The organism is Pseudomonas sp. IT-P294 (assembly GCF_949767865.1).
Taxonomy (GTDB): Bacteria; Pseudomonadota; Gammaproteobacteria; order Pseudomonadales; family Pseudomonadaceae; genus Aquipseudomonas.
On sequence record NZ_CATKQW010000033.1, the window covers coordinates 690,534 to 710,795 of the forward strand.

Consider the following 20,262-nt stretch of genomic DNA (forward strand, 5'->3'; position numbering starts at 1 on the left):
TAAGGGTTTGACCGGGGCCTGACCCCGTTGCCGACCGACCTGTTGCACACTGACGCCGGCCGCCGCGGCAATCACTTCGGCCCCGGCCTGAGAGCAATACCGGCCCTGGCAACCGTCATTGGCAGGTTTCCTTTTGTTCACCGCGGGCCAGCGCTTCGATTTCGATCAAGTAACCATGATGCAAGACCGGAACAGGCACTACGGCGCGTGCTGGCCGATGTTCACCCAGGTAACGGGCATAAATTCGATCAAAGGTGGGCCAGTGTTCTATCCCTACGACATAGACCGTGACCTTCAGGAGATCATTCGTGCTCCGGCCCGCTTTGCTGAGGATCGCCACGAGGTTGTCGAGGGCGATTGATGTTTGAACCTCAAACGGTTGGTCGACACTGTGGTCGCCATTCGCGCGTACCGGCAGTTGCCCGGACACATATAAAACACCCTCGTGCGCTACCGCCTGGGAGTAATGTCCACCCGGAGCTGCGGCGTTAGCCGTTTGGATTAAGTCGATCGAACCTGCTTGATTACCAGCCATGTAAGCGACTCCATGTGTGCACGACGCCCTCGGCGTCACAGGCGTGATAGTCCGGGAATTGCGCGCCTGTGGCACATGCATGGTTGGGCAGAATGCGCAGACGGCTGCCGATGGGGAAGCGCGCTACGATGTTGGCGCTCTCGGCCGCTCCAAGAGTGATGATGCCGTGTTCCTGGTTGGCGCCAGTGACCAGCGCGCCCTCGATCCAGTCGCCAGCTTCGGTACACACCTGTCCGTAACCGAAGTCCTGTCGCTGGCGCTGCGTGCCTCGATCACGACTCATGGCCATCCAGCCGGCATCGGTGATGATCCAGCCTTTATCTTGCTGGTGGCCGATGACGGTGGTCAGCACGCTCAGTGCCAACTCGTCTGTCTGGCAGACGCCGATGTTGTGCATCACCAGGTCGAAGAACACATAAACGCCTGCGCGTACTTCAGTGACGTCTTCCAGGCTCAGTGCCGATAGTGCCGTGGGAGTGGAGCCGATGCTGACCTCCGGGCACACCAGCCCGGCTTCGCGGATTCTTTTGGCGGCACTGACGCAGAGGAAGCGTTCTTGTTCGGCCAAAATCTGCAGAGCTTCAAGATTGTCGAGTTCGTAGCTGGATCCGGCGTGGGTCATCACGCCTCGCAATTGCATGCCCCCTTCGGAAAGGACCCGTGCGACGTCTATGAGTGCATTGTCTTCAACGGTCAGACCTGATCGATGGCCGTCGCAATCTATTTCGATCCAGACCTCGAATCGTTCGTCGTTCTGCTGTCCGAAGGAGACGATGGCTTGAGCCCCGATGACGCTGTCGGTGAGCATGCTCAGCCGGCAGCCTTTGCGCCTGAGTGTCAGTGCCTGGGCCAATTTGCCAGGCGCTATTGCAACGGCATAAAAAATGTCGCTGATGCCTTCAGCGAAACAATGCTCAGCTTCTTTCAGGGTGGAAACTGTGACGCCGCTTGCGCCAGCGGCTATCTGTGCCTTGATCACGGGGAGGCATTTGCTGGTCTTGATGTGCGGGCGCAAACGCACACCCAGGGTGTCCATGCGTTGCTGCATGCGCTGGATATTGCGCTGCATTCGCGAGACATCGACTATCGCGACGGGGGTATCGAGGGAGGCAATAGAAGTTGGCATGACAGAACTCGGGTGGCTGGGTACAGGGGTCACTCTACTCAGCTGTCATTAAGTTATGGTTCAATGGATAGTCATCAATCATTAAGTAAAATTGAATGATCTCCGTCGAAGACCTACGTCTGGCTGTAACGCTGGCGCGCTCCGAGTCTTTAAGCGCTGCTGCCAGAATTCTGAATGTCTCACCACCGGCGTTGTCCATGCGTCTGCGTAAGCTGGAGACGCTGCTCGGTCTGACCTTGGCTAATCGCGATGCCCGGCGCCTGAGTCTCACCGCCGATGGCGAGCGTTTTTCCCGAGAAAGCGCGCTCTTGCTGGAACAGTTGGAGGCGCTTCCGGAATCTTTCAAGCAGCAAGACGAGCGACTGGTTGGCACACTCAGGTTAGCGGCGCCGTTCGGCTATGGGCGACAACGCATTGCGCCGCTGCTGGCTCGTTTTGCCAGGTTGCACCCACAGCTGTGCCTGCACCTGGATTTGCGCGAAACGCCATGGCCTGATCGTCACGACAGCGATGCTGTGATTCACATCGGTCACCTCAATGACAGCCTGTGGATCGCCAAGCCTCTCACGCAAAACAACCGATGGTTATGCGCCAGTCCGGCCTATCTAGAGCATCACGGTGTGCCGTCGTCGCCGGACCAACTCACCGAGCATCGTTACATTTGCATTCGTGAAAATGATGAAGATGTCACGCTGTGGCATATGCGTAAGGGGGCGGAGCGGAAAACGCTGCGCATCGAACCCATGTTGTTGAGTAACGACGGAAGCGTAGCTCGGCGTTGGGCCGAGCAAGGCTTGGGGTTGGTTTTACGTTCGCAATGGGACGTAAGTGACGCTATTGCCAGCGGCAGCCTGATACGGGTGATGGCGGATTGGCAATTCGACAGCGCTCCGATCAACCTGTTGGTCCCCTCACGCAAACTTCGCAGTCCGCGTGTACAGGCGTTAGTGGCATTTCTGGAAGCTGCGTTGAAAGCATGATCGGGGTGATCGCCGAGGTGCCAATCACGCCGGACGTGGGCGGGAAGGGCTCAACACAGAAGGTGGGCAGAGCAATTGCCGAGCGACTTTGATCCACGCCGCTGATCCACCGTGGACTTGAGCATGCCTGCTCCCACAGTGGATTTGCGCGGTATTCAGTAACCCAGGGTGCGGTCGATCTCACCCACCATCGGCTCTCCACGTTGATGTCGCCGAATATTCTCCAGCAACACCCTGAACGCACTTTCCGGCTGGGTCATGGCCGCGATGTGCGGGGTCAGCAGAATCTTTGGATGGTGCCAGAATGGATGATCCGCCGGCGCCGGCTCTTGCTGTAGCACGTCGATGACCGCGCCGCTGAGTTGCCCGGTGTCCAGGGCCGCCAGCAGATCACTTTCCACCAGATGCCCGCCACGGCCCATGTTGATCAGCGCCGCGCCATGGGGTAGTTGGCGAAACAGTTTTTCATCGAGAATGCCCTGGGTTTGTTCGGTCAGCGGCAGCACGCACAATAAAATGTCGCACTGGCTAAGGAACGCAGGCAGTTGCTCATTGCCGGCATAGCAATCCACATCAGGAATCTGATGGACACTGCGGGCCCAACCTGACAATGCAAACCCCAGGGGGCGTAACGCCGCCAGAATCTGCTGGGCCTGGGTGCCGAGGCCCATGATCCCGATCCGACGCTTGTTCGCCGGTTGCAGCAAGTGCGCCTGCCAGCAGCGAGCCATTTGTTGCTGGCGATAACGGAGCATGTCCCGATGCAGGCTCAACACAGCGAAACAGGCGTACTCGCACATGCCGCGGGTGATGCCCGGATCCAGCAGGCGCACCAGCGGCAAACTGACGGGCAAGCGTGCGAGGTCCAGTTGATCGACCCCGGCGGACAGGGCGAACAGCACTTTAAGATTGGGCAGCAACGCCTCAAAATCGTCGGGCGCCTGCCAGGCGGCCAGATACTCGATGTCCGTGGGGTCGCCGATGTCCGGCCAGGCGCGCCATTCGATATCCGGGGCGTGCTCGGCGAACAGCGCTTTCCACTGCTCGCCGCGTACAGGGTCAGCTTTGTAAAGCAGGGCCATGGGCATTTCCTGAAAGGGTGAAGGTGCTCTCCATCCTCGCGCAATGCCAGCGCAGGATCTGTCGAAAGCACCGGGTTAAACGGGTTGCACGAGGTTTTATTGGCGATGCTCCGGCAGATTCGGCCTGCTGAAGGAATCTGCCGTTTGGCAGGGTGAAAACAGTTGATCCGAATTTCTCAGGGCCCAAGTTCGGCGTAGATCGTTTCGCGCAAGGCTTAACCTGAACACCATCGCAACCACCTCCCGGTTGCCGGACTCACGATGGGATATGCCATGAATAGCAAAGTCGACGAAACCCCTCATTTGCTCCGTCAGCGCGATCAATTCGTGCCACGTGGCCTGATTACCGCTCACCCATTGGTGATCGATCGCGCCCAAGGTGCCGAATTGTGGGATGTGGACGGCAAGCGCTACCTGGACTTCGTCGGCGGTATTGGCGTGCTAAACATCGGCCACAATCACCCCAAAGTGGTCGCGGCCGTGCAGGCACAATTGCAAAAGGTCTCCCACGCCTGTTTCCAGGTGGTTGCCTACAAGCCTTACCTCGACCTGGCCCAACGCCTGTGCGAAATGATAGGCGGTCAGGACGCGTATAAAGCAGCGTTCTTCACCTCAGGCGCCGAAGCCGTGGAAAACGCGATCAAGATCGCCCGCGCCCACACCAACCGTTCGGCCGTTATCGCCTTTCGCGGCGGCTTCCACGGTCGCACCTTGCTTGGCACTACGCTGACCGGCATGAGCCAGCCTTACAAGCAGAACTTCGGGCCGTTCGCGCCGGAGGTGTTCCACACCCCGTACCCGAATGCCTATCGCGGTGTCGGCAGCGACATGGCACTCAAGGCTCTCGACGAGTTGTTCGCCACTCAGGTGGCGCCGGAGCGGGTCGCGGCCATCATTATCGAGCCGGTGCAGGGCGATGGCGGTTTCCTCTCGGCACCGGCGGAGTTTCTCCAGGCTCTGCGTGCTCTGACTGAAAAGCACGGCATTGTGTTGATCCTCGATGAAATCCAGACCGGTTTCGGCCGTACCGGCAAATGGTTCGGTTTCCAGCATGCCGGGATTCAGCCGGATCTGGTGACGGTCGCCAAGAGTCTGGCAGGTGGATTGCCGCTGTCGGGTGTGGTCGGCAAGGCAGCGATCATGGACGCCCCGCTGCCAGGCGGTCTGGGCGGCACCTACGGCGGTAACGCGTTGTCCTGCGCTGCGGCACTGGCGGTGATAGAAGCCTACGAGCAAGAACAATTGCTTGCCCGGAGCGAAGCACTGGGCGAGCGTTTGCGCCAGGGGCTGTTGCGTTTGCAGGCTCGTCACTGGCAAATCGGCGACGTACGCGGCACCGGTTTCATGTTGGCGCTTGAGCTGATCAAGGATGACGAGGCTCGCACACCAGACGCCGACTTGAATCAGCGGCTGATCGATGAAGCCCGGGCCGGCGGCTTACTGGTGATCAAATGCGGTGTCCACCGAAACGTGCTGCGCTTCCTCGCGCCGTTGGTGACAACAGATGAACAGGTCGACGAAGCCTTGCAGATTCTGGAAGCCGCATTGGCACGCGTCTTGAAATGAGTTCGTGCCCGCTCGAGGCGGTGCCGCAAGGCATCGCCCGTGCGCGTTTATGGAGCATGGATGAAATGCATCATCGGAGGCTTTGCACATCATGGGGCTGACTGAATATCGAGCGTTGCTCATTCATTGCGACGAGGTTCTGGTCGATCGGGATTCGGGAGTCTGGGCGGCATTGCAACCCTTGCTCGACAGCCGGGGCGGACACCCGGACAAGGAACAGGTGCTGGCCGAATACAGCGAGGTGTTGCGCGCACTGTATCCGCGCTTCGGTGAACTGGGTTTTAGTGGTCTGCTGTGTTTCGCCCATCGCCAGTTGGCTGAATGCTGGGGGCTCAAAGCCAGCTGGGAGGAGGGCATGAGCTTTGCCCGTTCGGTCGCCAATTGGTCGCTGTTCGAGGATGCGCCGGGGGCGATGCTGTACCTGCGCAAGTTCTATCGCCTGCTGGTGCAGGGCGATCGGGATGTTGAAGATCGAGCGCTGCTCTGTGAGCGGCTGGGGATTATGCCCGACGATTTCATTTCACTGGCCAGCGATCCATTGCAGGATCAGGATTGGTTAAAAGCCAACGGACTTGAAGCCGGAGATATCCTGCAAGTGACGCGGCCTTCTGCCGGTCGGCGGTTGGCCGCCAATGTATGCCTGATCAGTCGTGCACGTGAAAATAAGCCATCCCCTTGCGCGGCGGATTACTGCATCAACAGCATGGCGGATCTGGTGGCTCAGCATCAGCTGTCTTTACGGCGCTGATTTTGCTAGAAGATTGTCCTACAAACGGCAGTCACGAGGTACGCAATGGAAGGTTTAGTGAAACTGGACCGGATCGACATCAGCATTTTGGTTGAGCTGCAAAAAGACGGCCGCATGACCAACGTCAGCCTGGCCGATGCCGTGGGATTATCGGCCAGTCCCTGCCTGCAACGGGTCAAGCGACTGGAGTCGGCGGGGTATATTTCCAGCTACAAGGCGCACCTGAACCTGGCGAAGATCACTGACTCGGTCACGGTCTTCACCGAGATCACCTTGAGCGACCACAAGCGCGAAGATTTCGCCAAGTTCGAGTCCAACATCCGCCAGGTGGATGAAGTGCTTGAATGCCATTTGATCAGCGGTGGCTACGATTACCTGGTGCGTTTCATGACACGCAGCATCCAGCACTACCAGGAAGTCATCGAAAGCCTGCTGGACAAGAACATCGGCATTTCCAAGTATTTCAGTTACATCGTCATCAAATCACCGGTGCTCAAGGACGGCGTGCCATTGCGCAAATTGCTGCGTCATTGACAGACTTCATTCTCGATCCGTTATGAATAACCTATGGGAGCGAGGTTGCTCGCGTTGAGGGCATCACATTCAACATTCCCGTTGAATGTTGCACCGCCATCGCGAGCGCTCCCACAGTCGTTTTGATCTGAAGCAATGCACTGGGTTTGGGCGTTGAGCCTCGGGACCTCACTGTAAAATTTTGGAAGCTTTCAAGAGGTATGAAAAAGGAGATGGGGGGCTAGGGCGTGAGTGTTCGAATCACTCCGTCCCGAACATTATTCCCGATTAATATCAGACATTTAAGCCGATCAGTTAGATCGGCTTTTTTGTGCCTGCGCAAAACTACCCGGTGATTTCGCTGATATTCAGGTCCGCAATTGCTTCGGGATCAGACGATTTTCTCGTGGTCCCGCTCGGGCTATGCCCGGATTCACGGAGCCTCCCAACTCGGAGCAAAGGGTGTGGTGGAGCCGAAAACAAAAAAGCCGCGGTCGAGTCAGTAGCCTTCTATCATGTCTGCCGCCTGCTGAGTCGCCTGACTGGTTCGGGTGGCGAGTTTGCGAACCTCGTCGGCGACCACGGCGAAGCCGCGTCCTGCCTCGCCTGCGCGTGCGGCCTCAATGGCCGCGTTCAGGGCCAACAGGTTGGTCTGGTTGGCGATGCCCTGTATGGCGGCAACGATCTGCGTCAGTTTGGTGAGGTTTCCCTGCATGGCCTGATGTTGTCGTTCTTGGGTCTCACGCAACTGGCTCTCCTCGTGACTCGCGTGAATGTCGGTGATAGCGCCAACTACACGTAGTGGCGAACCGTCAGCCGTGCGTCGGGTCTGGCCACGGCCGCGGAACCAACGGTATTCACCGCTCTTGTGTCTGAGTCGGTAGGCGACGTCGAAGGGGGTCTTTCCTGTACGGTCATCGACGTGTGCGACGAAGGCGCCGATAGCGCGTTGACTGTCCTCGGGATGCAGGCGTGACGACCAGGCTTCCAAAGTATTGGGGAATTCTTCGGCCGTAGTGTGGCCGAGCAGGCGTCGCATCTGTAAAGACCACCAGATGGCGTTCTTCGGATTGGCCGGATCGCCAGCCACTACCTCGATGTCCCAGAGCCCGTCGTGGAGCATTTCCCGTGCAATCTCGAAACGGGTGGCCGCCAGTGAAAGCGCTTCGTCCTGCAAGCGTTGCGCGTGGATGTCGCGCAACACTCCGGCGATGGCCACTGGCATGCCCTGGGCATCGCGACGGGATTCACCGCGGATGCGGCACCAGCGATATTCACCTTCGAAGGTCATTCGAACATCCAGATCGTAGCTGGTCCGGCCGCTGCGATCTGCGAGATGTTTCGACAAGGCATCGTGGTTGCGCTGGCGGTCATCCGGGTGTAGTCGCTCGCTCCAGAGATTGAGCTGGGCAGGCAACTGTGTCGGGATCGTCCAGGAACCTGACCAGCGCAGTGCGCTACCGGGATCGGGCTGGGTAGTTGTGCCTGGATCGAGTTCCCAGAACAGGTCTCCTGTCCCTTGAACGGCGAGTTCCCAGCGTGTCTGGAGTTGTTGCAGTTGAGCGTCGCGCTCAGCGAGCCGTAAGGTGATTTGTTCCAGGTTTTGGCTCAGGTTCTCTTCTCGCGCTAGCAGGCCTCGTCGCTCGTTGAGGAGACTCTCCACCCTTGTCAGAATGTGCCGCAACACCGGGCGGTCGGAAGGGATTGCCGAGCCAGCGATCTCGGGTCGATCCAGCCTATCGGCGAGTGAGGCCAGTGCCCGATGGGTAGTTCTGTTGAAGAACAACATACAGCGCCTCTCAGTCCGTGAAAATTGAAGTTAAAGGTCATAACGAGGCTTGCCCGGCCTCGCTAAAGTGGGTGCATTGGTAGGTAGACTGCCGAGCGGTCAGGGCGACAATGCCTTGAGGTCAAAGGATGTTGCGCCTGGCAAGGTTGGCCACGTCTGTGGACCTTCCAAGATCTCCTGCGGAGTCAGCAGGCAAGCATCCAGTTGCAGCTTCAAATTATCCAGGTCGATACCCTGGCCGATGAAGACGATTTCCTGTCGGCAATCCCCGGTGATTTCGTTCCATTTGGCCATTATTCCTTCGCGGCGATAGTCGTCCTGAGGCCATTGCGATTGGGCAATGAATGTCCACCAGCGCCCGACATAGTCCCAACGAAATTGCCCGCCACTTTGCACCAGCATGCCAATGTCCAGATGCCGACTGGCAACCCAGAAGTAGCCTTTGCAACGCAGTAGCCGCCCGTTTTGCCAAGGCCGCTGCAGGAACTCCAGCAGACGTTGCGGATGGAATGGCGCACGCTCCTGATATACCCACGAAGCAATTCCATAGGTGTCCGACTCGGGAGGACGATCGTCACTCGATTCCAGGCTTTTCATCCAGCCGGGTGACTGCACCAGACTCGGCAAATCGAAGCGGCCGGTGTCGAGGATCTTCGACAGATCGACGTCACCGTGGTCCATGGGCAGGATTTCGGCCTGCGGATTGAGGCCCGCAAGAACGGCGCTCAGTTCCAGAAAGCCTTTCTCGCCAATCACGTCCAGCCGACTGACGAGGATGACGTTGGCGTATTCAACCTGTTCGATCAGCAGGTCGGACAAGTGACGTAATGGCGTGCCCGTTTCGTCCTCGTCGCCGACTGTATCCCGTGAGGCCAGCAGCGCCTGGAAGTTGCTGCCATCGACAACGGTGACCAAGGTGTCGAGCCGCGCCAGTTCGCTCAGACTGAATCCTTGCGAATCGAGGAAGGCGAAGGTCTCGGCGACCGGCATCGGTTCGGAGATGCCGGTGGACTCGATCAGCAGGTAATCGAAGCGCTGCTGACGCGCCAGCAGGCTGATCTGCTCAAGCAGATCAGCGCGCAGCGTGCAGCAGATGCAACCGTTGCTCATCTCGACCAGTTCATCGCTACCGCGGTGCAGCGACACGTTGCGTGCCACGTCCTCGGCGTCGATGTTGACTTCGCTCATGTCGTTGACGATGACCGCCACCCGCATACCTGCGCGGTTGCGCAGGATGTGGTTGAGCAGGGTCGTCTTGCCGGAGCCGAGGAAGCCCGAAAGGACCGTCACCGGCAATCGAACCAACTGGGCCCCGTCAATCATGCGGCCACCGTTTTCGCATCGACGGCCTTGTCCAGATAGCTTTCGAACAGGTCGACGACCACGAAGCCATCGTCCGCGGCATCGCCCCACAGATCCTTTACACGGAATTCAACGTGATAGGTCGGCTGGTGCTCCGCGCTCAAATCGCCGTGACCGATGGCATCCGGGAACGGCCATTTTTCCGAGGTGCGGTGTCGGACGATGCCTTCCTTGCCGCGTACATAGGCCGGCATGCGCACATGGCCGGCCACGTATTCGTCGCGAACCACTACCCGGTCGCCGACTTCAAATGGCGGGCGGCCGGTGATGGCAGGGCGGCCCTTGTCGTGGGGAGGGTTGGCCAATTTGAAGGGTGAGCCCAGCGCCTGATCGAGTTCGTCCTGGGTGATGACGCCGGTTTCGACCAGCAACGTGGCCGTGGCGATGACGTAGCGTTCGTAATATTGCGTGCCGACGTGCTGGCGGACATCAAGCCGTTCGACGGCGTGACGGATTTCGTCGACGCTGAATTTTTTCAGCTGGTCGGCGCCGATAAACATCAGGCTGTAAGCCAGGTGTTCCCACTCCTGTTTGAATACTTGCTTGTAGTCCTGAGTATTGATGACATGGGGAACCTTGCCAAAGCCTTGAAAACCGCCGAGATCGTGAAAGCCATCCATAATAAAAACCTCCGAAAGTTAGAAGAAGATGAAGAGTCTTTTGGGTCAACGTACGTGGGGCAGGGCAACCCCGATCAGCACATCCTTGGTCACCAGTTTCTGAAGCTCTTCTTCACTCATGTGCTCGGAGCCTTCGGGCCTTAAGGGCAGGACCAGATAGCGGCTTTCTGCGCTGGTATCCCAGACTTTGACGACCACATCGCTTGGTAACTCTGTGCCCATCTCACGCAGCACGGTACGTCCTTCACGAACCAGACGTGCACGGAATTCAAAACCCTTGTACCACTCCGGCGGCAACCCCAGGACGGGCCAGTTGGTGCAGGAGCACAGGCTGCAGACGATGACATTTTTCAGCTGGGGCAAATCCTCCAGAGCCACGATGTATTCGCCTTGCGGGCCGGTGAAACCAAACTGCGCACACGCTGCGGTGCCGTCTCTGAGCAACAGTTCCCGGAACTGTGGATCGACCCAGGCTTTGGCGACTACACGGGCGCCGTTTTCCGGGCTCCATTGGTACTCCATCAGTTCGGTTAGCTGCTCGATATAGCCCTCCGGAATCAGTTCTTTATCTTTCAAAACCTTGAACAAGGCCCAGGCCCGCTCGCTGGGCGTCGAAGTGGATGCTGGGGATACAGTGGCGCTCATGATGTAACTCCTCATCGGTTAACACGGTTAAAAAAGGTGAAGATCAGCCCCCCGGTTTTTTATTGATGTACGGGAGGCTTGGGGGGAGGCAGCCTTACAACGTCTTCCAGTCGACTGCGGCCTCGAACGCTGCTGCTGCCTGGTAAATCGTGCCTTCGGCATAGTGTTTGCCAACGAACATCAGCCCCACCGGCAGACCGTTCACCAGACCGCATGGGATCGACATGGCCGGATGACCGGTAATGTCCTGAGGCGCTGTGTTGCCGATCATTTCCAGCGCCCGGGCCACGTACTCAGTGATCGAACAATCGGGTTCGGGGTGGGGCTGGGCGATGATCGGTACGGTCGGCATGACCAGTAGGTCGTAGGTCTCCAGTGCCTTGTCATAACCGGCCCGGGCGAAGCGTGCGATGTTCTGTGCCTTGGCGTAGAAACGACCGTTGTAGCGTTCCAGGCCGTACTGGCCGACGAACATGCAGAGCTTGAGCGACGCGGATAAAGCGTCCGCTTGTTCGCGCCAACCGACCTGTTTATCCAGCAGGCCGACGTCGTAGAGACCCTTCCAGTTAAAACCTGCGCCATTGCCATGCATCATCTGCATGGTCAGGCCTTCGCAGCCGATGGGGTGCCACAGCGAACCCGCCAGATTGTGCTCTGGAACAGAGACTTCCTCGACGCGAGCGCCCAAAGCCTCAAGGCGGGCGATGGCGCTGCGTACCTTGTCGGCAACGCGTGGATCCTGATTGGCCAGCTGGAAGCCTTCCTGCAGGACGCCGATCCGGAGCCCGCTCACACCTCGATCCAGGTAGTCGCAGTAGGCGTCGACCTGAGGTGCGGCCTGGCGAGGATCGAGTCCATCGGCACCGGCCATGACTTCCAGCATCAGCGCGTTGTCACGTACGTTGCGGGTGATGGGACCGACATGGTCGATGGTGGCTTCGATCGCCATGATCCCGGTGTAAGGCACCAAACCGTGGGTCGGCTTCATGCCATAGGTGCCGCAGAACGCTGAAGGGATGCGGATCGAACCGCCTTGATCGCCGCCAACCGCCAGGTCCACCTCGCCGGCTGCCACCAATGCAGCGCTACCGGAGGAGGAACCTCCAGCAGCGAAACCGTTCCGGTATGGGTTGTGTACGGGGGCCGGATCAGACGTGTGGCTACCACCGGAGAGGCAGTAATGCTCGCAGGTCGCCTTGCCCAGAATGGTGACCCCGGCGTCCAGCAAGCGGGTCACCACGGTGGCGTCAAACGACGGTACAAACCCTTCCAGGATTGAGGCGCCGTTCATCATCGGGACGCCAGCCAAGGCGATGTTGTCCTTGAGCGCAACAGTCTTGCCTGCAAGCTTGCCCTCACGGGCGCCATTGACTTCAGTCCTGTAATACCAGGCGTTGAGCAGGTTCTGCGGGTGTGAAGGGCGGTAGCCCGAACTGCGGTCGTACCGCACCGGCGGAGTGAAATCCGGCAACTCGTCGACCAAGTCATAGGCGTCGAAACTTGGCTGCATAAGTGCCAGGTATTCCGCTGCCTGCTCATGGGGCAGCTGCATATTCAGCCGGCCAGCGATGTCCTGCAGTTGATCGAGGGTAGGGCGAACAATGGCCATGATTTTCCTATTCTTTTTGTCTGTGATCGACGACGGGTCAGTCAGTACGGGAGCGTTCGACGGTGTTAGCAAAACACTCGGCCGGTACCTGGAGCGACATCAATCGATGTGGGTAACAAGGTTCAAGTTAGGCATCCGTCTTGGCATTTGCTTGGCTGAGAAGGACAGCCATTTGGTTGAAAAGGACAACCTGCCGAGCGTGGCGCGCTCAGAACACTTTCAAGACGCGCAGGTTCAGGCGTGCGTCTTCCTTGAAGCCTTGTTCGACCTCGATGTCAGTGCCGATCTGGGCCTGAATCTGCAGCGTGGGCTCGATGAAGTGCGTGACGGTGAAACGGCCATAGGAGGTGGATACCCCATCGTGCTGATCGACCCCGTTGACGGTGGTCGCCGAGCCGGTGATGTAGCCGCCGCCAATGGCGAAGGTGGTGCTCGGCGTCCAGTTGTAGCGCACGGCGGCCTGGTACTCGTAGCGGGTGTTTTCTTCCAGCTTTGCCCCGGTCGAGCCGAAGTCATTGTTGGCCGACACCCATGAGGCTTCAGCCACGGTGTCCAGGGCCCATTTCGGGGAGAAATGGTGGATGTACGCCGCCTGTAGCGTGGCGCGCCAGCGGTTCTCGCCAAGGTTCAGGGCATCGTTTTTATCGTAGCTCCCCACCGGAAAGGACAGGTACGGTGCCAAAGAGAAGATGTCCTTGTTCGCGGTCGGCAGCGTCCACTTCAGCGGGGCGGTGATGATCGGATCGCCGATGCCACGAGTATCGCCCAACGTACCGACATCTCCGGAAGCGTTCAGTTGACCGAAGGGCAACAGAATCTGCGGTTCCCATGAGAGGTTTTCTGACAGGCCGATGGCGTGCACATAACGCAGGATGCCAATGTCAGAACTGAGCCGGGCGTCGTCGGAGACCTTATGGCCGTTCTGGTACAGTTCCGAGCGGTCGGCATGCTGGTAGTAGAGCAGCAAGGCGTTGGCGCCGGCCGGCAATGGCTCGAAATCGCCTGGAGCTACCTCGATGGCCTGGCTTTTGACAAAGGGCAGCATGCCCAGCACGAGTAAAAAGTGACTCAACTTCATGATCGATTTCCTGGCAAAAGGGCCCCCAACCCCATGCGCTGGAGATGGGGGGCCGAAAAAAATGTGCGGGGGGGATAACGGTGTCAGGGCGGAATTCGAATCAAGACCGCCCGTGAACGCCGGGTTGCGTCAGACGTCAGGTCTTAGGGATCAACGCGTCACGCAACATGCCGGTCTGCGGGTGGCAGTTGATGTACTCGAACACTTGATCCTTGGCGTCGGAGACCGAAACTTCGTGGTAGAGCCGAAGCTTCGACAGGCTGGTGGCAACACGAAAGAAGGTGACGAAGATCCGCAGATGGGTCGGATGGGATTCGGCCCAGCGCTCGAGTTTTTCCAGGGAGCGCCAGTGGCCAATGTTGTAGCTGAGGTTCAGGAAATTGCCGTCCAGGTCGATGTAGTTTACGAAGCGATTGCTGTAACAACCCAGGTCCTTGCCACTGTCGCGCAAGAAGTCCATACCCGCCTGCAGCGTCGGCAGAATTTCGTTGAGATAGAGTGATCGTTCGTCGTCGCCGGCATCCGCCCAATCCTGCCCGGAGCGGATCAGCGCGATATTGTCGTGGCCTTGCACGACCACGCGCCCACCTTTGGCCGGGTCGCCAGCGATGACCGTCAGTTCGCCGCAAGGAGCCATCCAGTCGGTCTGGGATATCGGGAAGCGGTCACGCATCGATCCCCAGTAACCGTGCTCTTCGATTTCGTCGCTGATGCTGTCCATCACGGCGCCAACACCGGGCAACTCATCGCGAAAGCCATACAGCGTCTCGAACTGCTCGGCTCGCGGCGCGACAATTTCCCGAAAGTAACCCAGGCCGTCGCTCACCCGATCCTCTGAAGACCACCATTCGATGACCTCAGGCGTGCGCAGCCAGCGGCAATACGCGGCGGGGTCTTTCCAGTAACCGACGATCATCAGGTTGTCGTAACCACTGTTGTCAGTGTGGTGAGTCAGGTCATGGCTCAGAGGGCCATCGGGCAAACTCAGGCTGGCGGCAATGTGGCGCATGGCGTTCAGGGCTGCTTCACGCTGGTCCTCCCCGCGGTATTGCACACCCCAATACCCCATCACTACTTGTTCCAGTTGCTCATCGGCGCGTCCAACCCACATGGGGAAGGGGGGTTGGTATTCATCGGGGACGCGACGAGACAACGTGCGCGGGCATTTGAGGTGCTTATCGATCGCAGATTCCATGGTGGGCTCCTTTGTTTTTTTTGGTATGCGGTTATCTGTTCAACGTTTCGACGGGCGCGGCTGTCTGGCGGTTGGTGCAACCAGTCGACGCCGCAGCACCTGAGTCCCCAGCTCTAACAGGTAGGTGGCGAACTCTTCAGGTGCCAGGTCGCGCATCTGCAAAAGCCAGGATGAATCGGACTGTCGCTGCTGCTCTGGCGGTTGTATGGGACACCTCATCAGCTGTGGTTGGAGTGGCACGGTGTGGGGTAGAAGTTAGGCGGGGACGGCACCGTACGCTTGGCTCGAACGGACAACCGTTTGGCTAGAAAGGACAGGCCCTGAAAACAGGATTAGGATGGGCTGAATGGGTGCGTGCACTGCGAATGCATGTAACGATAACGGGCAGGAGTCGTCCGTGTGACAGCCTCACGCAGACTCTTTCCCGAGCGCGCGCGGGTCTGATATCTCAGGCTCACATAACCTTGGCAGTACAAAACTGGAGTGGCCTGCTATTTGCTAAACAGGGAACCAATGTTTCCGTCACCCTTATTGTTCAGTCGCCACCGTGAGGTGAATGCCATGAGTCATAGCAATCAGTATTCAACCCTCGCCGTTGCGGCTCCACGTCGCTTTGATTACTGGAAAGAAGTGGTGTGCCGACACTGCTTGGCGGCGGACAGCAAACCATTGACGCAGAGCGATTTCGACGGGGCGCTAGAGGTGCACGGCATGGGTCCGCTGGACATCTGTACGCTGTCCTCGCCACTGCATTTTTGGGAGCGTTCACCCCAGCATTTGCGCAGCGGTCCTGATGAGGATTTATGGCTGGGTTTCACCCGGCGAGGCTTTGGTGAACTGGAGCAGGCAGGGCGCAGGGCAACTCTGGCGGCGGACAATTTGTTTCTTTATGACGCATCCCAGACGTTCAGATTCAGCCTGGGTGGTACCGAAAACCACCTGGTCCGCATTCCGAGACAGTTGCTCAGCCAGCGGTTGCCAGGTATTGGAGGCTGCACAGCCGTGGTTCTGGACGATCGCCGTCCAGGGGTGATTCCGTTGCGCGAGATGTTGCGTCAAGCGGCGAGCATTCCCGCGAGCTTTCAAGACGAGGGGCTATCCAGTCGCTTCTCCAATACCTTGCTGGATCTGCTGGCGATCAGCCTGGAACTCCAGGATCTCAAGACGACCCATGAGGAGCTGGATCTTTATGGTCGGATCATGAACTACATCCACCAGAATCTGACCGATCCGGACCTCTCGATCGAGCGCATCGCTCAAGTGCATTATGTGTCCACGCGAACCGTCACGCGCGCTTTCGCCCGTTACCAGAAAACGCCGGTTGCGGAGATCTGGAAAGAGCGCCTGATCGCCAGCCGCGAGGCGATCGAACGTGGCCAGGTTCGCAGCATTTCCCAAGCTGCACTGGATTTCGGATTCTCCGATTTTTCCCATTACAGCCATGCTTTTCGCAAAGCTTTTGGTGTGGCTCCTCATACACTCTTGCGCCGGAGTTGAGCTCGGACGCTCGCCATTTTCCCGAGCAAAAACCGTTGAGCATTCCAGACGCTTGCGTAAGCACAAGCTCTAGCAGGCTTAACATAAGCCTCTTGTAGCAATGCTCGATCACCTCTTCCAGAGGGTCGCAGAGGCAACCGACCCCGAACTGACACTCGTCAACCTCAGCTCAGGCTCGAAAGCTGCTTGCTCCGCTATTGCAGCGGAACATACACATCTGTTTGCCATTGATCCTGCGGTGTCTCGGGATAGGCGCTCAGGTAATTGAAGAACAGTGGATGGTCACGAAGCTCCTCTCCGCTGGCAGGAAGCCAATCGCGGTAAATCGGATAGATCGTTTCGCCGATGTGATCAGGTGACCCCGTGTGTCGCACCACGACGCAGCGGCCGGCGGGAATGACGATCTGGTGAACGCCGAACTCATTCGGCTTCACAACCTCGTGAATCTCGCCGCAGATTGCGAAGCGGAATGCTTGTGGAGGTGTCGTATCGGGGTTGCTATAGGGAATGCCAAAGGTGCGACTCGATGCCACCGGCGACTGTCCGCTCTGCATGCGCCACTCAATGAACTTGCGCACACTTTCATTGACGAGCCCGGGTGGTCCACGGTGCTCAAGCGCTGCTACTTTGACCTCAGGGAAATCTACGATTCTTACTTGCATGACGATAGTCCTGGAAAAGTGGGGGATTGCGAATACCGCATTCCAGACCTGCCAGTTCGGTTCCTTCCTGAACGCACTCGGCGTCGTACCGAACGCCCGCCTGAACGCCCTGCAAAATGCTTCGGGACTTTCAAAGCCGGCACTGAGTGCGGCGTCCAGTACCGAATGATCAGTGACGGCGGCCAGGCGATGTGCCGCGCGACGTAGTCGCATCAGTTGCACATAACGTGAGACAGGCACTCCAACGAACGCCGTGAATTGTCGATGGAAGTGAAACGCCGAAAAGTTCGCCACATGGCTCAACGTCTTCACCGACAGGTCACCTTCGAGATTGGCATCAATGTAGGTGAGTACGGCGTTGAAGCGTTTTGTGTAAGCGAAATTGCTCGGCATGTCAGACACTGGGAAAAGCTCCTGGAAGTACGATCGGTCATAGAATCGACTATAGCGGCGCGAATGCGCCTAGCCGTGCTTGCTCAAGGCACGATGGCCAATGCGATCTCGTCCAGAGCGATGTAAAGGTCGGGGGGCATTTCAGGTGTCTACTTCTGGCCGATTTCTGCCTGTGAGCGATCACTCTGGTGTCATCAGTACAGCAAAAATGCCTTCCGCCGATCGCGCTCATTTTTCCGTTTCCTTGTTCGAAAAACCGTCTCTCGAAAGCTTGACGATGTGGACGTAATTGTCCATTATGGAATTATTAATCCAGATTAGATCTGTATAGATAATGGCAGAGCCCACCGTGGTTTTTTGCTTAAAGGAGAATCTGAATACTCACACCAAATAACTAGCGTCCACCGACCACAGAAATGATCAGCCACTAGAAATTTTCTGGAGAATTACAATGAATAAAAATTCTAAAAAGCGAACATTTGTACTCTCAAAAGGTTTGTTACTTACAAGTTTGGTGTGGGGAGTTGCGTGTCATGCCGCGCCGTTCTCGAGCGCCCATGAAGTCGATGATGTTATGGGTGCCCTTATGAAAGAACAGGGTATTCCGGGGGCAGCAATTACAATTCTTAAAGACGGGAAGCCACTTTATACCTCTGCTTACGGATTCAGTAATCTGGAAACCAAAACGCCTGCAACGACGGCGACTGTCTTCCAATCTGGCTCAGTTGGGAAAATGTTTACCTCTTCCGTCATTATGCTCTTGGTACAAGACGGCAAGCTTCAGCTTGATGATCCGATTGCACCCTATTTTCCCGAAGCCAAAGGCATGTGGGACGGTATTACCATTCGCCAGGTCATGCAGCAGCGTTCTGGCATACCCGACTATGAGCAGTTCAATAGTATTGATATAAAACAAGACTACACCGACGAACAACTTATCGGTCTTCTTGCGTCCAAGAAACTGGATTTTGCACCGGGAACTCAGTACCGCTACAGCAACTCAGGCTATGTCGCGCTGGGGATGCTGATCAAGCGTGCGAGCGGAAGATTTTACGGAGATCTGCTTCGGGAAAGGTTGTTCAGCCAGTGCGATATGCAAACGGCGCAAGTCAATATGCTGAAAACTATTATCCCCAATCGGGCGTCCGGCTATGTCTCCAGTGATGGACAGCTGGAAAACCCGGGGCCGGTCTCGCAAAGCCTGGCTCAGACAGCCGACGGGAGTCTGTTGCTGACGATCAATGACCTGGCTGCCTGGGACACGTGCCTTTCAAAAGGCAAGCCATTGTCTAAAGAGTCAATTGATACCGAGTGGGAAGTGCCGTTGATGGCTGACGGCAGTCAACCCATTACCGGTTATGGATTCGGATGGCGCAACAATATCGTGAATGGACATCGGCTGATCGATCATGGGGGATCGTTCCAGGGCTTTCATGCGCACTACGCTAGGTTCGATAACGGTATTTCCATTGGTTTTCTGGCGAATCTCGAGACAGCTCGTAGCAATTACATAGTTAAGCGCATTGCCGGGATTATTGATCCAAATCTGTTGCCTCTTGAAAAAGAAATCGAAGGCTCAGCGGCTGAGACTCAAAAGACTAAGGCAGCAGTTATTGCCTTGATGGATGGTAAAAGCGATCCAATGTTAAGCCCGGAAATACGCAAGGCATTTAACGATAAACACGTGTCAGAGATAGAGGCGTCATTCAGCAAGGTCTCCAATGATACTCAGTTGGTGCAAGTTGGGGAGACAAAGGAGAACGCAGTTACTCGCCGGACCTACAAGGCAATTGCCGGAAAAGTAAATTATCTGGATGTTGCGTTCCTGGAAAACAAAATCGTGGATGTGAAATTTTCATCCGAGTAGTCGAGGCTTTTTTGGTCCTCTATCAGTGACTGTTTTTGGCGAAGAAAAAGACTCCGTGGCGAAACACCACGGAGTTTTTTTTGCCTATTCGGCGAGGTTGGAGAGAGCCCGTCTCAAATTCGCAAACTAATGCAAAGGCTCACGTCTAAATCCGAAACTGCCCAACCAAATGGCCCAGCCGATTGCCCAAATCTGTGAGGCTCCGGGAGGTTCGTGCGGTGCTTTTGGCGTCATTGGCGACCACATCAGCCGCCTGGGAGATATGAGTCATGCTGCGGTTTACTTCCTCAGCAACGGCAGTCTGTTCTTCGGAAGCGCTGGCGATCTGAGCGTTCATGTCATTAATTGTATAAATGAGTTGGCTGATGGCATCCAGAGACAACCCTGCCTGGTTTGCCAACTGTCCCGTTGTTTTTCCTGATTCGCTGGAGCGGCCCATCGTGATCATGGCGTCTTGAGTGCCTTTTTGAAGCAGACTGATCATCCCATGGATTTCCTGAGTGCTCTTTTGCGTACGGCTGGCCAGGGCTCGAACTTCGTCAGCAACCACCGCAAATCCACGCCCCGCGTCACCGGCTCGTGCTGCCTCTATTGCAGCGTTCAAAGCCAATAGATTGGTTTGTTCTGCAATAGAACGAATGACGTCAACTACACCGGCAATCAACTGCACGTCATTGTTCAGGCTGTCCAAAGACGTGCTGCTTTGCCCGATTTCCTCAATTAACGAATGAATGCTTTCGATGCTCTTGTTGACGACATCTCTTGCTTGCCCACCTACATCGCTGGTTTCTCGTGCTGCGTGTGAAGCACCTTGGGCACTGACGGAAACCTGGTGCGCCGCCGTGGACATTTCATGAATGGCTGTCGCTACCTGATCCGTCTCATGGCGCTGACGATCCATGGCCTGCTCCGACCGTTGTGCCTGGGCCGACATATCTTCGACCAGCTCGGATAGTTGCCCGGTCATCTCGGCAATCTGACGTACAAGGCTATGA

At 57.2% G+C, this 20,262-nt stretch carries 17 protein-coding genes and 2 pseudogenes; 6 read left to right on the forward strand and 13 right to left on the reverse strand.

Annotated elements, in window-relative coordinates; genetic code table 11:
• Nucleotides 1-115 precede the first annotated feature (115 nt).
• Both ACM6I0_RS22375 and ACM6I0_RS22380 read right to left on the reverse strand, forming a co-directional pair.
• Nucleotides 116-535, reverse strand: coding sequence for a RidA family protein (locus ACM6I0_RS22375; protein WP_414923298.1), 420 nt, complete (start codon nucleotides 533-535; stop codon nucleotides 116-118).
• The gene (locus tag ACM6I0_RS22380; protein WP_414923299.1) at nucleotides 525-1,661 is read right to left on the reverse strand and encodes a DSD1 family PLP-dependent enzyme; all 1,137 of its coding nucleotides are present in this window, start codon (nucleotides 1,659-1,661) and stop codon (nucleotides 525-527) included. Before ACM6I0_RS22380 ends, ACM6I0_RS22375 begins: the two co-directional genes overlap by 11 nt.
• A gap of 95 nt (nucleotides 1,662-1,756) precedes the next feature.
• On the opposite strand from ACM6I0_RS22380, the gene ACM6I0_RS22385 reads away from it, so the two are divergent.
• The gene (locus ACM6I0_RS22385) at nucleotides 1,757-2,641 is read left to right on the forward strand and encodes a LysR family transcriptional regulator (protein WP_285433087.1); all 885 of its coding nucleotides are present in this window, start codon (nucleotides 1,757-1,759) and stop codon (nucleotides 2,639-2,641) included.
• Nucleotides 2,642-2,796: 155 nt separating this feature from the next.
• On the opposite strand, the gene ACM6I0_RS22390 is transcribed toward ACM6I0_RS22385, so the two are convergent.
• Nucleotides 2,797-3,723, reverse strand: coding sequence for a 2-hydroxyacid dehydrogenase (locus tag ACM6I0_RS22390; RefSeq protein ID WP_414923300.1), 927 nt, complete (start codon nucleotides 3,721-3,723; stop codon nucleotides 2,797-2,799).
• Between the two features lie 273 nt (nucleotides 3,724-3,996).
• On the opposite strand from ACM6I0_RS22390, the gene gabT reads away from it, so the two are divergent.
• The 3 genes from gabT to ACM6I0_RS22405 all read left to right on the forward strand — a co-directional run bounded on the left by gabT (nucleotide 3,997) and on the right by ACM6I0_RS22405 (nucleotide 6,571).
• Nucleotides 3,997-5,289, forward strand: a complete 1,293-nt coding sequence (gene gabT / locus ACM6I0_RS22395) for a 4-aminobutyrate--2-oxoglutarate transaminase (RefSeq protein WP_414923301.1) — start codon at nucleotides 3,997-3,999, stop codon at nucleotides 5,287-5,289.
• Between the two features lie 91 nt (nucleotides 5,290-5,380).
• Entirely contained in the window at nucleotides 5,381-6,037 is a 657-nt protein-coding gene (locus ACM6I0_RS22400) for a 2-haloalkanoic acid dehalogenase (RefSeq protein WP_222585777.1), read from the forward strand.
• A 45-nt stretch (nucleotides 6,038-6,082) separates the two neighbouring features.
• The gene (locus ACM6I0_RS22405) at nucleotides 6,083-6,571 is read left to right on the forward strand and encodes an Lrp/AsnC family transcriptional regulator (RefSeq protein WP_090182530.1); all 489 of its coding nucleotides are present in this window, start codon (nucleotides 6,083-6,085) and stop codon (nucleotides 6,569-6,571) included.
• Between the two features lie 490 nt (nucleotides 6,572-7,061).
• Here the strand turns inward: ACM6I0_RS22405 and ACM6I0_RS22410 are convergent.
• The 8 genes and pseudogenes from ACM6I0_RS22410 to ACM6I0_RS22445 form a co-directional block, all read right to left on the reverse strand.
• Nucleotides 7,062-7,334: pseudogene (locus tag ACM6I0_RS22410) on the reverse strand (methyl-accepting chemotaxis protein); the annotation flags it as partial.
• Between the two features lie 12 nt (nucleotides 7,335-7,346).
• Nucleotides 7,347-8,339: pseudogene (locus tag ACM6I0_RS22415) on the reverse strand (PAS domain-containing protein); the annotation flags it as partial.
• A 99-nt stretch (nucleotides 8,340-8,438) separates the two neighbouring features.
• Entirely contained in the window at nucleotides 8,439-9,662 is a 1,224-nt protein-coding gene (locus tag ACM6I0_RS22420) for a GTP-binding protein (protein ID WP_285433083.1), read from the reverse strand.
• A complete protein-coding gene (nthB, locus tag ACM6I0_RS22425) occupies nucleotides 9,659-10,321 on the reverse strand; it encodes a nitrile hydratase subunit beta (protein ID WP_414923302.1) in 663 nt (220 codons plus the stop codon). Before nthB ends, ACM6I0_RS22420 begins: the two co-directional genes overlap by 4 nt.
• A gap of 45 nt (nucleotides 10,322-10,366) precedes the next feature.
• A complete protein-coding gene (nthA, locus tag ACM6I0_RS22430; protein WP_414923303.1) occupies nucleotides 10,367-10,966 on the reverse strand; it encodes a nitrile hydratase subunit alpha in 600 nt (199 codons plus the stop codon).
• Nucleotides 10,967-11,060: 94 nt separating this feature from the next.
• Nucleotides 11,061-12,575 carry an amidase gene (locus tag ACM6I0_RS22435; protein WP_414923304.1) on the reverse strand — a complete coding sequence of 505 codons (1,515 nt, stop codon included), beginning with the start codon at nucleotides 12,573-12,575 and terminating at the stop codon, nucleotides 11,061-11,063.
• 208 nt (nucleotides 12,576-12,783) lie between these two features.
• Nucleotides 12,784-13,653 (reverse strand): transporter, encoded by an 870-nt coding sequence (locus ACM6I0_RS22440; protein ID WP_414923305.1) that lies wholly within the window; start codon nucleotides 13,651-13,653, stop codon nucleotides 12,784-12,786.
• A 136-nt stretch (nucleotides 13,654-13,789) separates the two neighbouring features.
• Complete coding sequence (locus tag ACM6I0_RS22445) at nucleotides 13,790-14,848, reverse strand: phenylacetaldoxime dehydratase family protein (protein WP_414923306.1); 1,059 nt, start codon at nucleotides 14,846-14,848, stop codon at nucleotides 13,790-13,792.
• A gap of 561 nt (nucleotides 14,849-15,409) precedes the next feature.
• On the opposite strand from ACM6I0_RS22445, the gene ACM6I0_RS22450 reads away from it, so the two are divergent.
• Complete coding sequence (locus tag ACM6I0_RS22450) at nucleotides 15,410-16,345, forward strand: helix-turn-helix domain-containing protein (RefSeq protein ID WP_285433198.1); 936 nt, start codon at nucleotides 15,410-15,412, stop codon at nucleotides 16,343-16,345.
• Between the two features lie 194 nt (nucleotides 16,346-16,539).
• On the opposite strand, the gene ACM6I0_RS22455 is transcribed toward ACM6I0_RS22450, so the two are convergent.
• On the reverse strand, nucleotides 16,540-17,409 hold the full coding sequence (locus ACM6I0_RS22455) for an AraC family transcriptional regulator (RefSeq protein ID WP_414923307.1): 870 nt from the start codon (nucleotides 17,407-17,409) through the stop codon (nucleotides 16,540-16,542).
• Between the two features lie 442 nt (nucleotides 17,410-17,851).
• Here ACM6I0_RS22455 and ACM6I0_RS22460 point away from each other — a divergent pair, with 442 nt between their 5' ends.
• A complete protein-coding gene (locus ACM6I0_RS22460; protein WP_414923308.1) occupies nucleotides 17,852-19,267 on the forward strand; it encodes a serine hydrolase domain-containing protein in 1,416 nt (471 codons plus the stop codon).
• Nucleotides 19,268-19,412: 145 nt separating this feature from the next.
• Here ACM6I0_RS22460 and ACM6I0_RS22465 read toward each other — a convergent pair whose 3' ends face one another.
• On the reverse strand, nucleotides 19,413-20,234 hold the full coding sequence (locus ACM6I0_RS22465; RefSeq protein WP_414923342.1) for a methyl-accepting chemotaxis protein: 822 nt from the start codon (nucleotides 20,232-20,234) through the stop codon (nucleotides 19,413-19,415).
• Between the last annotated feature and the right edge of the window lie 28 nt (nucleotides 20,235-20,262).

Bases quoted from the DNA above. Each gene is read 5' to 3' on its own strand.
- ACM6I0_RS22435 (WP_414923304.1), bottom strand. From the start codon at position 12,575: ATGGCCATTGTTCGCCCTACCCTCGATCAACTGCAGGACATCGCTGGC.
- ACM6I0_RS22460 (WP_414923308.1), top strand. From the start codon at position 17,852: ATGAATAAAAATTCTAAAAAGCGAACATTTGTACTCTCAAAAGGTTTG.
- ACM6I0_RS22385 (WP_285433087.1), top strand. From the start codon at position 1,757: ATGATCTCCGTCGAAGACCTACGTCTGGCTGTAACGCTGGCGCGCTCC.
- nthA (WP_414923303.1), bottom strand. From the start codon at position 10,966: ATGAGCGCCACTGTATCCCCAGCATCCACTTCGACGCCCAGCGAGCGG.
- ACM6I0_RS22440 (WP_414923305.1), bottom strand. From the start codon at position 13,653: ATGAAGTTGAGTCACTTTTTACTCGTGCTGGGCATGCTGCCCTTTGTC.
- ACM6I0_RS22380 (WP_414923299.1), bottom strand. From the start codon at position 1,661: ATGCCAACTTCTATTGCCTCCCTCGATACCCCCGTCGCGATAGTCGAT.
- ACM6I0_RS22420 (WP_285433083.1), bottom strand. From the start codon at position 9,662: ATGATTGACGGGGCCCAGTTGGTTCGATTGCCGGTGACGGTCCTTTCG.
- gabT (WP_414923301.1), top strand. From the start codon at position 3,997: ATGAATAGCAAAGTCGACGAAACCCCTCATTTGCTCCGTCAGCGCGAT.
- ACM6I0_RS22465 (WP_414923342.1), bottom strand. From the start codon at position 20,234: ATGACCGGGCAACTATCCGAGCTGGTCGAAGATATGTCGGCCCAGGCA.
- ACM6I0_RS22400 (WP_222585777.1), top strand. From the start codon at position 5,381: ATGGGGCTGACTGAATATCGAGCGTTGCTCATTCATTGCGACGAGGTT.
- ACM6I0_RS22450 (WP_285433198.1), top strand. From the start codon at position 15,410: ATGAGTCATAGCAATCAGTATTCAACCCTCGCCGTTGCGGCTCCACGT.
- ACM6I0_RS22390 (WP_414923300.1), bottom strand. From the start codon at position 3,723: ATGGCCCTGCTTTACAAAGCTGACCCTGTACGCGGCGAGCAGTGGAAA.
- nthB (WP_414923302.1), bottom strand. From the start codon at position 10,321: ATGGATGGCTTTCACGATCTCGGCGGTTTTCAAGGCTTTGGCAAGGTT.
- ACM6I0_RS22375 (WP_414923298.1), bottom strand. From the start codon at position 535: ATGGCTGGTAATCAAGCAGGTTCGATCGACTTAATCCAAACGGCTAAC.
- ACM6I0_RS22445 (WP_414923306.1), bottom strand. From the start codon at position 14,848: ATGGAATCTGCGATCGATAAGCACCTCAAATGCCCGCGCACGTTGTCT.
- ACM6I0_RS22405 (WP_090182530.1), top strand. From the start codon at position 6,083: ATGGAAGGTTTAGTGAAACTGGACCGGATCGACATCAGCATTTTGGTT.